This is a genomic window from Aedoeadaptatus coli (assembly GCF_900343085.1).
In the GTDB taxonomy this organism is placed as follows: domain Bacteria; phylum Bacillota; class Clostridia; order Tissierellales; family Peptoniphilaceae; genus Aedoeadaptatus; species Aedoeadaptatus coli.
The window spans coordinates 24,050-37,103 of the sequence record NZ_OPYI01000009.1 but is presented as its reverse complement, the minus strand read 5'-3'; the positions used below and the strand labels follow the sequence as shown (position 1 = coordinate 37,103).

Below are 13,054 nucleotides of genomic sequence, written 5' to 3'. Positions count from 1 at the left end.
CACCCGGGAGAAGAGCACACAAAAAAGGAACCGAGCCTGCGCTCGATTCCTTTTCAATGGCCTTAGCGATTTGCTGAAGCCTGTTTCCAGGTTTGATTCAACATAACCCATGTTTCGTCTACCTTGCCTTTTTCGGTGCGGTAGAAGGTGTGGGTGTTGGATGCTTCGATGATTTCGTAATATGCCCAGTGGCTTGCATTGACATCGCTGAAGGGAACGATGTGCGTCATGACATCGCGCAAGCCCGTAAGGCCGACACTGCGGTCATACAGCTTGTTAAATACCTTAACAGCTTCGGCGCGAGTGATGTGGTTGTTCGGGCGGAAGGTACCGTCCGGATAACCGTTGATGCGTCCGTTGGCATAGGCTTGGTTGATCGCCGCTTCGGCCCAGTGGCCTTTTGCATCGGCGAAGGGTGCCATGCCCATGTTTGCCTTGTCGATGGCCTTGATCATTTGTGCAAATTCCGCACGAGTGATCTTGCCGTCGGGGCGGAAGGTGCCGTCGGGATAACCCTTCATATAACCGGCGTTCACAACCGCGTTAATCACTGCGTTGTACCAGCCGCTGCGTACGTCGATGAAGCCGGGTCGTGCACTGTTGGAAAGATCCAAACCTTGCAAACGAGCCAGCATGGCTGCCGCTTCGGCACGGGTCATATTGCCTTCGGGCTTGAAGCTATTGTCTTCGTAGCCGTAGATATACAGCTTGTGAATCGCTGTTTCGTGTTTTTGATCCTTCGTGTCGACCTTGTTGTCAGTGGAAGACCAACCCGGATTCACCGGAACGAACCAGTGGCTGTTGCCGGAGTTGCCGGAGTTGCTTCCGTTGTCGTCTCTATTTGCTCTGTGGCCAACGACGGGAACTTCGATTACCTTCCGGCCGAACGGCAGGTCGGAATCCTTAATGGTCACGGTAATCGGACCGTCCACATTCGTGCCCGGCGTGACGAACACATTGCCGTTTTCGTCGATCTTAGCAGGTACATTCTTACCGTCTTCGTCCTTGGCGGTTACCTTCGTATCCTTATCGGGATTCTTGACGTCAATGCCCGTATCTTGGGAATCATTGGTCGGTTTGACGGGGTTAATCTTTCTGTCGTCAATAGTGGTCTTGCCGGTGGGCGGTTGACCTTCTTGGTTGACTAAATCGTCACCATCGATCGTATCCTTGGAACCGTCCGGGTAGGTGATGGTTGCGGTGCCGTCGTCGCCTACGGTGATTTCGGTGCCGGCGGGTAAGGTGCTCTTACCTTGATCGTCTTTGTTGGCATCTTCGATGGCTTTCTTAACGGCGTCTTTTTCGTCTTGCGTTAAGTTCTTTTTGTCTACAACCGGGGTCTTGTCTGCCGGGATCTTCGGATCGATGGTGTCGGCTTGCGTCGGTGTTTTTTCTTCGACGAGCTTATCGCCTGCGATCGTATCTTTGGATTTGTCCGGGTAGGTGATGGTTGCGGTGCCGTCGTCGCCTACGGTGATTTCGGTGCCGGCGGGTAAGGTGCTCTTACCTTGATCGTCTTTGTTGGCATCTTCGATGGCTTTCTTAACGGCGTCTTTTTCGTCTTGCGTTAAGTTCTTTTTGTCTACAACCGGGGTCTTGTCTGCCGGGATCTTCGGATCGATGGTGTCGGCTTGCGAAAGCTGTTCCTCTGTCCACACTGCGTAAACAACCAAATGTCTTTCTACCGGTGTTTCAGCAGTGAATTTTTCAGTATTTGCAGTCAGTTTATCAAAGTCAGCTGCTGTTGTAACAGTCTTATCTCCAAGTGCGGTTTTTCCTGCTTCGGTTACCCAGCCGAGGAATGTTTTTCCGGTGGCTGTCGGGTTCGCAGGGAATTCATCGCCGGTATTTTCAGCTACATTTGCGCCTTCGAAGCCGTTGGCTGTGTAGCCTTTTTCTTCGTAGAATCTGACGTTGTCCGGCACGATTTTAACTTCTTGCTTTTTGTCTCCTGCAAATGCACCGTCCGTTGCATTAAATAGGACTCTTGCTTTAACTCTGTTTTCTAACCAGTCTGATGCCACTGATGATCCATCAGATGTGTTAGCTAGGAATCTCATGTCCTTGTAAAGCTTGAATGTTTCCCCTGTAACCGGAGCTGATCTTTCCGGATTAAATTGCTTTAAGAATACTTCATATGGGAAGGCATTGTAATTTTTATCATATACTTTTACTTCTTTGGTAGCATCTTTTGTGAGGTTTCCATCTTTGCCGTATTCATTTTCAGCTGCATTTGCCTTAGCTACATAGCGATTACCGTCTTTGTCTACATAAAGTACCCTTACATTACCCCCGTCATATCTAGAAAAACCTTGGACACTTTCAGTATCGTGTTTGAAAGCTTCTTCTGTAGTTGGTAATGATCTTGGGTCTCTGTAGATTTGGTTGATCTTTTGATTGTCTTTTAGTCCTTCTTCAGACATAGCATAGTCATTTGTGAACATTTCTTGGTAAGGACGGTAGAGTGATTTCTTTAGAGTCAGTAAAGACATATTGTCCATTAAGTCAAGCCATGCCAAGTCTGTGTAGTTGTCAACTCTGTCGAACTTTTCAAATGTCATAGAGGCTGTTTCGCCTTCTTGAAGTTCGCCCTTAGAGTTGTAGGACTCGATAATTAAATTTGTACCCGGTTCTACCTTGCCTAGATCGATTTGGAAGTTACCTTGGGCGGGTGTAACAGCCGTGTTAGGAGCACCTGTAATCATATTTTTATCTGTTGCTTCCCAATTTACAATGCCCTTGCCAACTATTTTAAATTCAAAGGAAGTTTCTTCAGTTTTTCCTTTAGGAGTATATCTAACCTTGTAATATCCCCTATCTTTATTGTAGTCCTTATAGATATGGGTTGTTAATATTCTTCTTTTATTTGTTCCAAGGCCTCCTTCACCAAGACTTAGGACAGGCTTAGATTTATCTCTTTCTGTACCTGTTTCTAGGTTGTAGAAGTTTACAGATACATTTTCTTTTCCATAGTCTTGTAGAAGTATCCTAACCTTATCACCTTTTTTGATGGTGGCTCCTTCTCTTAGAGTATAGGTATATTGGCCTGTTATTGCTTCTTTGGTGATTTGGTCAAGTCCACCTATACCTGCAGCATCACCGTTGTAATAACCTTGAGGTCTTCTTACTAAGGCATCATTCGGGTCGCCTACTTGGAATAATACTCCGTCATTCTTAATATCTACTCCGGTATCTATTATTGGTGACTTGTATCCTTTTGGTAAGACCATGTCCTTATCAAAGGTTCTTTCGTAAACTGCCCAACCATTGGGGTTTGAGTCTACCCATCCGGACATAATAGGGAAGTCTACCTTGTTTTTGCCTGAGCTCTTGAAAGTATCGGCAAATTTATTCTTGTCTACCATATAATCTACAGTTGTTATATAACCTTCTGAATAATTTAGAATTGCCCAGAAGTTGTCGTTATGAACTCTAACAACTTTTTCAGTATTTTTGTTTTGATATTTAGATGATGCTAAAACGACATAGGCAAATTTCTTGTTGCCATTTTCGTCAAGCTTGTAGTTTATATTTTCTTTTTTGATACCAACATTTACGACTTTATCACCTGCTTTTTTTCTTGACCAATTAAGAACATTGGTATAGGCAATATTGCCATTCTTGTCAGGTTTTAGATAATCAACAAAGCTTGCATCAAAAATTTGAACATAAGCTGCCGGTTTTCCCTCTTGCTCATCTTTCGGATCTCCTACTGAACGTTGTGCTTGGTATTGAGTACTTAAGACAGCAAGTGATGCCAAGTCTTCTTCCTTATAATTGTTATAGATATACGCCAATTCCTTATTTTCAGTTGGATTAGCTACAAATGAAGAGAAGAATCCATTTTGAAGGGCATAAGGAAGGGATTGAGCCTTACCACCCTTGTAAAATGCCATATCAATGTCATTGGCTAATGGGATTGTCGTACTCTTTGTATAGGTAGTGTAGTCCATGGATGAGCCTTTTGGAGCCATGGCATAAATTCTTTTGAACTTATCGTCCATAAGTCTCATTTGTACAGAGTAGTTTTCTTCTCCCAAAGCTTTTATCGTTGTCCCGTCTTTTAAGACAAGATGGATTGGTAGGTTACGTCTAGATTGAGCCTTAGCACCTGTCATTAAGCCAAGGTCTAGCCATTTCTCATTTTTTCCCTTAGCATCAGAAAATTTGTATTGTTTTGCATCCATTCCTTCTGCGTAGGATGCATTCCAATCAATTTGATTGAAAAGTTTGCTGTCAAACTTCAGAACCATCCTGTACCATACACCTGAAACAGCTTGAGTTTTTTCTTTATAAAGAAGCTTGATAACATCTCTACCATTTGCATTGGTATAGGTGCCGTCATAGTTGAGGTCAGTGATTTGTGTCGGTTCAGTTGTTCTAACCCTAACAAGTCTTTGACCTCCTGCAATGTCTACAGGCCAGTTTCTTTCGTCACCTTTTCCTGCCTCTTCATCCCAGTTAGTTTTTGGTTTTCTATTTTCCGGAAGCGCTGCTTCTACACCGGTTTTTTCTGTCGGTGCAGGCGTCGGCTCCCCTTGTGCAAATGCGCCATAGGGGATCATGGTAAATACCATGACGAAGGCCAGTGCCCAAGCGATGGCTCGGGTAGCAAAGGTTTTCTTGCTCTGCATGATTTCTCCTTTCCACTTAATTTCTTCTCGTACCGTTTGTGAAGTCCGTCTTTCGACTTTTTACGCAACCGTTTTCTTTTTATGAACGCTTCGGCATGGGCCGAATCCTTCACAGCATTCTATTCACTCGGATTGCATCACTCCTTCTGACAAAAGGCTTTTGCCCTTTACTTGTGCACAGAATCTTACAACCTAAGTGTAACACTGTTGACATTTAATTTCCATAGAAAGGCTTCTTTCTTCTCGAATATTTCTGAGTTATTTTTAGTAATATAAGCTGCCCTCGAAATCTCTTTTCTTTAAATGGATACGACATGAACAGGGTTGCCGGCGTCTTCGATGAGCTTCACCAAGTCCTCGGCTTTAAGCCACACGGTGGCGGTGTTGTCGTTGGGGTGGATGCCGATGATGCCGCCGTTTTTGGTGAATTGTTTGTCCAGGTAGAAGTGCACGGCGTGTTCGGCGTCGTTTAGGAGGCCGAAGGGGCTCACGGCGCCGGGTTCCAGATCGAGTTTGTCTTTCAGGTCCTGTTCTTTTCCGAAGGAAAGGCGGCGGGTGTTGTGTTTTTCTTTAAATTGTTTCAGGTCCACGCGCTTGTCGCCGAAGACGGTGATGAGGTAGTAGTTTTTCTTTTTATCGTCGCGAACGAAGAGGTTTTTGGCGTCGCGGCCCGGGTAGAGGAGATCCACTTTGCTCAGCTCTTCCATGTTCATGACGGCTTCGTGTTCGGTGACTTCGTAGGGGATGTTTTTCTCGTCCAGGAAGTCGTAGATGGCTTGTTTGTTCATGATTTCCTCCTTTGTTTTTATATACCCGACTTCGGCCGGCACCACGTTTTTATTTCGCAGCGGCGGGAATCGGGTATAATTTGATTATATCTATAAAGGCAATTAAAGGAGGATGTATGGATAATTTTGTTTTTTCGGTACCGACGACGATTTTTTTCGGAACGGGTCAGGCCCGGGCTTTTGCCGAGGCGGTGAAGTCTTACGGGGAGAAGGCGCTGATTGTCTTCGGCGGCGGCTCGATTAAGAAGAACGGCATTTACGAGGAGATCACCACGGCCCTTCACGCCGCCGGGGTGAAGACGGTGGACCACGGAGGCATCGAGCCGAACCCCCGGGTTGAAAGTGTGCGTGCGGGGATCGACCTGGTGAAGAAGGAAGGGGTGGATGTGATCGTGCCCGTGGGCGGCGGCTCCACCATCGACGCGGCGAAGCTGATCGCGGCGGGGGCGCTGACTGCGGCGGATCCCTGGAAGATCGTGATCGGCGAGGCGAAGGTGACGGGTGCGCTTCCCATTTGCACGGTGCTCACGTTGGCGGCCACGGGTTCTGAAATGGATCAGGGATCGGTGATTACGAATCCCGAGACGAAGGAGAAGCTGGGCTGGGGCAGTCCGAAGGTGCTTCCCAAGGCGAGTATGTTGAATCCTGCCTACACGGTGTCGGTGAATGCTTACCACACGGCGGCGGGCACGGCGGACATTATGAGCCACACCATGGAAAATTATTTCACCGTGGACGACAGTGCCTTTGTGCAGGATTCCATGGCGGAAGGGGTATTGCGCACCTGCCGCCACGCCGGTCCCGCGGCGTTAAAGGACGGCGAGGATTTGGAGGCACGGGCCAATTTAATGTGGGCGTCGAGCTGGGCGATTAACGGGCTTCTTCGCAAGGGCAAGCCCCAGGCCTGGAGCGTGCACCCCATGGAACACGAGCTTTCGGCTTTCTACGACATTACCCACGGGGTGGGTCTCGCGATTTTAACGCCGCGCTGGCTTCGCCACGTGTTGAGTGCCAAGACGGCGCCGAAGATCGCCCGTTTCGGCCGCCGGGTCTTCGATATTCGTTCGGAAGACGATGTGGATGCGGCGAATGAGGCCATCGAGGCCCTCTACGATTTCTTCGTGTCCATGGGGATTCCCATGAGTTTGAAGGAAGTGGGCATCGGCGAGGAACATTTGGCGGAAATGGCCAAGGCCTGTGCCGACCATGCCGGCGGCGTGGTCCGCGGCTTTGTGGATCTACACGAGGACGATATTTTGGCCATTTACAAGGCTTGTTTATAAGCATAAAAAGAAAGCTGCTCGGGATGGGCAGCTTTTTTGGTGGGAATGGTGTTTCAGGCTTTATTTTTCAAGAGCCGCTTTTAATTCTTCGCCTAAAAATAAAAAGCCCTCTCCATGGTCCGCATGCAGGAAGTCTACATTAAGCGTGGAGAGGTTCTGTCAGGTTTATTATAGCAAAGTTTCGCGACCTCATGTTAAACTCTTGCATTTTTTCAATGGTTGGATTCCGTTCGCTATTTCTAAACCAAAAAGCGGTTATTTCCATTTTGGAAACAACCACTTTTATTTTTCAAGGTCGGCTTTCAATTCATCCACGGTCCTGTAAGCAGGGACGTCTTCGTCGGCGGCGATTCTTCTTCCCTCTTTTATTGCGGAAAGGGTCTCTTCATTTGTTCGATTTAAACTTCTATTGGAGGAATCAAAGCGATCGCCCGGGTGAATCGAGCGTTCGAATTCTTTTTTCTTTTCATCGTTTTGTTTTATCATCGTCTCACTCCTTTCAATTCTCCTTATTCATCGTATTTGCATTCGTATCTATTTTCAAAGCATTAAAGTTTAAAGGAGTATCCTATCGAGTAGATTTTGTTTTCAATAACATTTTTTGAACTATTGCATTTTTTGCAACAGTTGGATTTCTCGTCTGCGAACCAAAAAGCGGTTATTTCCATTTTGGAAACAACCACTTTTCCACATAAAAACCGCGGCTTTTTGCCGCGGCTTTTTATTTTCTGTAACTCTTTGCTTTTTCCAATCGCTTCAAGATTTCGTCTTTGCCTAAGAGGTAGATGATGTTGGAAAGTTCCGGGCCGTGGACGTTGCCGGTCATGGCGGCACGGGCGGGCATGTAGAGGTTTTTGCCTTTCACGCCGCTTTTCTTTTGCACTTGCTTCATGAGCTTGCCCGCATCTTCCAAGGAGATGGCGTCCATGTCATTCAGGATTTCTTCCAGGGCGTCGATGACCGCCGGGGCGGATTCGGAATTAATTTGTTCCAGGGCGTCTTCTTCGGTGACTTCGTAGTCGTCGTAGAGGAAGCCGCAGGCCTCGGGGACTTGTTCCAGGCGATCCAGACCGTCTTGAATGGTTTCCATTAAGACGCGGTAGTGTTCAGGGTCTTTTTCCGCGTCGGCTTTTGTAAAGAGGCCGGCTTTTTCGATGTAGGGCATGGCCATGTCGAGAAGTTCGTCGGCGGAAAGTTCTTTCATGTAGTGGCTGTTGATCCAGTCCAGTTTCTTCACGTCGAAGACGCCGCCGGTTCTCGCGATGCGCTTGGTGTCGAAGGCTTCGATGAGTTCGTCCATGGAGAAGATTTCCTGATTGTCTTCCGGGGACCAGCCCACGAGGGCCAGGTAGTTGACCAGGCCTTCGGGGAGGTAGCCGTGGCCTTTAAAGTCTTCCACGGACACGTCGCCTTGGCGCTTGGAGAGTTTTTTGTGGTCTTTGTTTAAGACGCCGGGGAGGTGAATGTAGGTGGGCACGTCCCAACCCAGGGCTTGGTACAGGTACACGTGCTTGGGCGTGGAGGGCAGCCATTCTTCTCCGCGGATGATGTGGGTGATGCCCATGAGGTGGTCGTCCACGACGACGGCCATGTGGTAGGTGGGGAAGCCGTCGCTTTTCATGAGGACCTGATCGTCCATTTCGTTGGTGTTAATGGTGATTTTTCCCCGGGCTTCGTCTTCGAAGGTGATGTCTTCGTCGTGGGGCAGCTTTAATCGCACGACGTATTCTTCGCCCTTGGCGATGCGCTCTTTGGCTTCATCCAGGGAAATGGAGCGGCAGAGGCCGTCGTAGCGGGGCACTTGGCCTTTGATTTTTTGGCCTTCGCGCAGATTGTCCAGCCGCTCTTTGGTGCAGAAGCAGTAGTAAGCGTGGCCGGATTCCAGGAGCTGATCCACGTACTTTTTGTAGATATCCAGTCGCTTGGATTGGATGTAGGGGCCGCAGTCGCCTTCTTCCATGACTTTTCCGTCTTTCATCATGACGCCTTCGTCGATTTCAAGGCCCGCCCAGTTCAGGGAGCGGATCAGGTTTTCGATGGCGCCTTCCACGAAGCGGGTTCTATCCGTGTCTTCGATGCGGAGCAGGAATTTTCCGCCTTTTTGTTTTGCGTAAAGGTAGTTGTAGACGGCGGTTCTCAGCCCGCCGATGTGCAAGTAGCCCGTGGGTGATGGGGCAAAGCGCACCCGTACATTGTCCATGGTTCCTCCTTATTTTTCCATTAGTTCAAATGCGTGAAGTATACGGTCGGTCTCCCAAGTGTTTACGATCAACTCTTCGGGATAGTCCAGCTCGTCTATAAGGGCTTTCGCCAAATCGAAATTGCCTACGTCCACGTCCATGTGGGCGTCGCTTCCCACGATGATTTTCATGTTTTTTTCTTTTCCGAGCCCCAGGAGCACGCGCAGGTTTTCCTCTGCGCCGATGCGAGGGCCGTTTTTCTTCAGCGACGAATTGTTCAGCTCACAAAACAGGTCCCGCTCCACGATAAAATCGCTGAGGCGCTCGTAATCCAAGGGGAAACGGGCGTCGTCGGGATGGCCGACGATTTTTACCTGCGGGTGTTTGCAGGCGTTGATCACGGCGTCGGTATTTTCTTCTTTACTCGACGGGGTGAAGCACTGTTTGTGCAGGCTCACGATGGCGTAGTCCAATTTTTTCCGGTCCGGATGGATGTCGATGGTGCCGTCGACGTCGACGATGTTGGCTTCGACGCCGCAAAGGACCACCACGCCGTCCAGCACGCGGGGCACGGCACGGTAGTTGTCGAATACGGCGTTGTTTTCCACGCCGGCCATGGCCATGGCGTGGTCGCTGGTGCCGATGATTCGAAGGCCTCGCGCCCGGGCCCAAGCGACGTTTTCTCTCAGCGTCGAATAGGCGTGTCCGGAGGCGATGGTATGGGTGTGGAGATCAATTGATAGTTCCATAGTGCCTCCTTTCTTAACGTTTCTATTATAGCACAGGGGATTCTCGGGAACAAAAAGCAAAAAAAGAAGCCCGCGGGCTTCTCTTTATTGAGGTTGGCCCGTGGCTTCCAGGATGTCGTAGTAGCTCCACATTTTTTTGTTGACATCTTTAAAGGGATTGTTGCCGTAGGTATCCAAAAAGTCTTTGTCGGGCTTGCGCTCCAGGGCTTTGTTCAGTGCCGCGCAGACTTCCTGGCGGGTGATTTTCGCCGAGGGATTGAAGCGGCCTTTTCCGTTTCCGTTCATGAGCCCCGCCTGCCCGACGGCGCCGATGTAGCCTTTGGCCCAATGGTTTTTCTTTACATCGGTAAAGGAATTGCCTTCCGTGGGTTCCAGGCCGGCGTAGGCGGCGAGGATGCGGGCGAATTCCGCCCGGGTAATGGATTGATGGGGCTTGAAGCTGCCATCTTGGTAGCCGGAGATGAAGCCGCGCTTTTCCATAAAGCCCACAGATGCGGCGAACCACTGGCTGTCGTCCACGTCTTTAAAGGACGTGTAGCCGGCCACGGGTTTGTTGCCGTTGGCGATGCGGGCGATGACGGATGACACTTCCGCCCGTGTCATGGCTTTTGTCGGCTTGAATGTGCCGTTGGGGTAGCCGGTGACAAAGGGAGGCCGGGCCACTTTCATGGCTTCGGAAAGACTGCTCTCCGCATTGGCGATGTCCGTCATGCCGGCATCTTCTTTGGCCAGGATAAATTGCCCGGTGGCCACGGCGGCGTTGACCTGGAGCTGATCCACTTTCTCACGCCCGTGCATGTTCACGGAGGTGAGGACGCGGAGGTAGTCGTCGATTTTTTTCTTGTCGCCTGTGTAGGGGGCGGCGTCTGCTCCGCCCGCACCTTCGCCGACGGTGGCCATGACTTCTTCCTCGCCTGCTTTGGTGGTGAAGAGAAAGCGCAGGGCCGTGCCCACGGGCTGGGGATTGATGACGACGCTGAAGCGGCCGTCGTTGTCTGCGAGGCCGCGGCCGATCAGGGTCTTGCCCCGATAGACGCGCACGCCGGCGCGGGCCGTGGCGGTGCCGGTCAGGGTGTTTGCGCCTTCGGCGATGGGATCCACCGTGGATTTTTTCCCGCTCGGCGCGACCGGGGCGCCTTTGCCCGTGTCGCTGGTGACGTCTTTTTGCACGCTATGGTTTTTGCCTTGTTTATCCACCGTGGCGATGACGTAGGACATGGTGACTTGGTCCACGTTTTTTACGCCTTTTTTAAATTTGCCGCTCATTTTCAGGGTGAAGTCGCGACTCGCCAAGGCCTTCACGTCGGGGATGACCAAGGTGACGATTTCTTGCTTGGAGCTGTCGGTTTTTGTGGACATGAGGCGGTAGTCGTTGTCGGTGAGGCCGCCGACGAAGGTGGCTTTGTCGATGTGGATGGTTTTATCCACGAGAAAAGACAGGGAAAATGTCTTTAGATTGCTCTGGTAGTCGCTCGGCAGGGTAATGTTCAGTTCCATGCCGTAGGGGTCCGATGCCTTTTGCTTATAGGTCGCCGGAAGGTTCAGTCGGCTCTGAATATCTTCCGCGGCGTAGACCGCCGTGGACGTAAAGATCAGCAATAGGGCCAAAAGGGTGCACATTCTGCGTTTCATAAAATCCCTCCTTCCGTCTATTATAAACGATACAAAGTTCCCTCGCCGTTACGTTTTCATAACAGTTTTCCTTATTTTCCGCAGAATTAGAAAAAACCCCGCGCTGCGAGGTTCGTTTCTAATGATTTAATGCATCGGCGATGCGCTCAAGGGCATCCTCGGCGGGAAGTTTTTCCATGTCGCCGCCTCGGCGCTTTAATTCCACCACGCCCTCTGCGGCATCTTTTCCCACGGTGAGTTGCAGGGGAATGCCCAAGAGGTCGCGGTCTTTAAATTTCACGCCGGCGCGCTCGTTGCGGTCGTCGAGAAGAACGGCGACGCCTTTTTCTCCAAGGGCGCGGTAAATTTCTTCCGCCAATTGCATCTGCTCTTCTTTTTTTACATTGGCCACGGTGACGGCCACGTCGTAGGGCCCCAGGTGAAGGGGGAAGTTCGGTCCGTCGTCGTCCCGATGGTTTTCCAAAACCGCCGCCATCAATGCGCCGGTGCGCCAGGTGACGCCACCTGAAATATAGGGGGCTTCCTTGCCTTCGTCGTTTAAAAAGCCCAGCTTCATGACGTCGGAAAAGGCCGCGCTCGGCTTTTTGATCCGCGCCACTTCAAAGGCCTCGCGGAAGGTGTAGGGCTCGCCGGCCGGGGAGACGTCGCCTTCCGCGACATCGAGAAGGTCGTCGGCCACTTCGCCTTCGAAGTCCCTGCCGTAGTTGATGTTTTTAATGTGGTAGTTTTCTTTGTTGGCGCCCACCACCACATTGTCCATGGCGGTGACGGCGCGGTCCACGATGATCCGCGCCTTTTCCCCGAGGCCCACGGGCCCGGTAAATCCGGGGAAGGTGCCCAGCGCGAGAATGGTCGCTTCATCGAGCATGTCGATTTTATCCCCGCTCACGCCTAAGTATTTTTCAAGCTTCTTTTGATTCAGCTCCCGGTCCCCGGGCACGAAAACAAAGACGGGCTCGCCGTCGACGCGAAGGTCCACGGCCTTGGTGCAGCGGGCAGGCTCGATCCCGAGCATGTCGCTTAAATCTTTTATGGTGCGGGCATCGGGGGTGTAGACATCCTCCGCTTCTTTCGGCGCTTCGCCTTCGGGCAGCCGATAGCGAATGGGGGCCTCACCCGCGATGTAAGCGGATTCGCCGTCGAGGGCCAGCACCTCTTTGTAGCCCTCCGCCAAAGCGTAGTACACGAGGGCGCCCGGCGTATCCACGGCCCGGTAGTCGATCCCCAGATCGTTTAAAATATTTTCGGCGCGCCTTTTTTCTTCGCCGAAAAAGTCCTCGGCTTCGTCCATGTCCCTATCGAAGCGCATGCCGTCCACGACAAAATAGGCCCGGGCATCGGCAAGGCCTGCTGCGGGCTTTTGCACGTCTTCGTAGCGCGTGGCCTTTTCGTAGAGAAAGAGAGGCAGCTGCTTGTAGCTTTTTAATTCGCCGCCTGCGAGGCCCAAAAAGGCTTCCTCCGATTCCGGGGAAAGGGCGGCCTGTCGATTGGTGCGATCCGCCACTTTGTACATGCCTGCGCCGTAGCTTTCCCAGCGGCCGCTTTCTTCCCACAGGGCGCGGGGTTGAAGGGGGCTCAGGAGAAGTTTTAGGCCATCTTTAAAAAAGTCTTTTTCAAGCCGCGCCTCCAGGGCCTCTTTCAGCTCGAGGCCGTAGGGCAAGAGAGTAAAAAGGCCCACGCCGATTTCTCGCGCCATGCCACTTCGCAGCATCCACTTGTGGGCTTCGGTGCGGGCGTCCGCCGGGGCTTCCCGCAAGGTGGGCAGGTAGTACTGTGACAGTTTCATGG

Annotated in this window: 8 protein-coding genes; 1 reads left to right on the top strand and 7 read right to left on the bottom strand. The window is 50.9% G+C overall.

Translation table 11 applies throughout. The annotated features are described in order from the left end of the window. Positions 1-62: 62 nt before the first annotated feature. Positions 63-4,634 carry an S-layer homology domain-containing protein gene (locus DG046_RS09830; protein ID WP_234411469.1) on the bottom strand — a complete coding sequence of 1,524 codons (4,572 nt, stop codon included), beginning with the start codon at positions 4,632-4,634 and terminating at the stop codon, positions 63-65. Positions 4,635-4,933: 299 nt separating this feature from the next. Beyond that, a complete protein-coding gene (locus DG046_RS05960; RefSeq protein ID WP_108831592.1) occupies positions 4,934-5,422 on the bottom strand; it encodes a prolyl-tRNA synthetase associated domain-containing protein in 489 nt (162 codons plus the stop codon). 116 nt (positions 5,423-5,538) lie between these two features. On the opposite strand from DG046_RS05960, the gene DG046_RS05955 reads away from it, so the two are divergent. Next, positions 5,539-6,705: an iron-containing alcohol dehydrogenase gene (locus DG046_RS05955; RefSeq protein ID WP_108831591.1), complete on the top strand. Its 1,167-nt coding sequence runs from the start codon at positions 5,539-5,541 to the stop codon at positions 6,703-6,705. 282 nt (positions 6,706-6,987) lie between these two features. Here DG046_RS05955 and DG046_RS05950 read toward each other — a convergent pair whose 3' ends face one another. The 5 genes from DG046_RS05950 to proS form a co-directional block, all read right to left on the bottom strand. Continuing rightward, a complete protein-coding gene (locus DG046_RS05950) occupies positions 6,988-7,191 on the bottom strand; it encodes a hypothetical protein (RefSeq protein ID WP_108831590.1) in 204 nt (67 codons plus the stop codon). A gap of 235 nt (positions 7,192-7,426) precedes the next feature. After that, the gene (gene gltX / locus DG046_RS05945; RefSeq protein ID WP_108831589.1) at positions 7,427-8,905 is read right to left on the bottom strand and encodes a glutamate--tRNA ligase; all 1,479 of its coding nucleotides are present in this window, start codon (positions 8,903-8,905) and stop codon (positions 7,427-7,429) included. Between the two features lie 9 nt (positions 8,906-8,914). Then, positions 8,915-9,634, bottom strand: coding sequence for a phosphatase (locus DG046_RS05940; RefSeq protein WP_108831588.1), 720 nt, complete (start codon positions 9,632-9,634; stop codon positions 8,915-8,917). 84 nt (positions 9,635-9,718) lie between these two features. Next, positions 9,719-11,266 carry an S-layer homology domain-containing protein gene (locus tag DG046_RS05935; RefSeq protein WP_108831587.1) on the bottom strand — a complete coding sequence of 516 codons (1,548 nt, stop codon included), beginning with the start codon at positions 11,264-11,266 and terminating at the stop codon, positions 9,719-9,721. 118 nt (positions 11,267-11,384) lie between these two features. Continuing rightward, positions 11,385-13,052 (bottom strand): proline--tRNA ligase, encoded by a 1,668-nt coding sequence (gene proS, locus DG046_RS05930; RefSeq protein WP_108831586.1) that lies wholly within the window; start codon positions 13,050-13,052, stop codon positions 11,385-11,387. Positions 13,053-13,054: the final 2 nt, after the last annotated feature.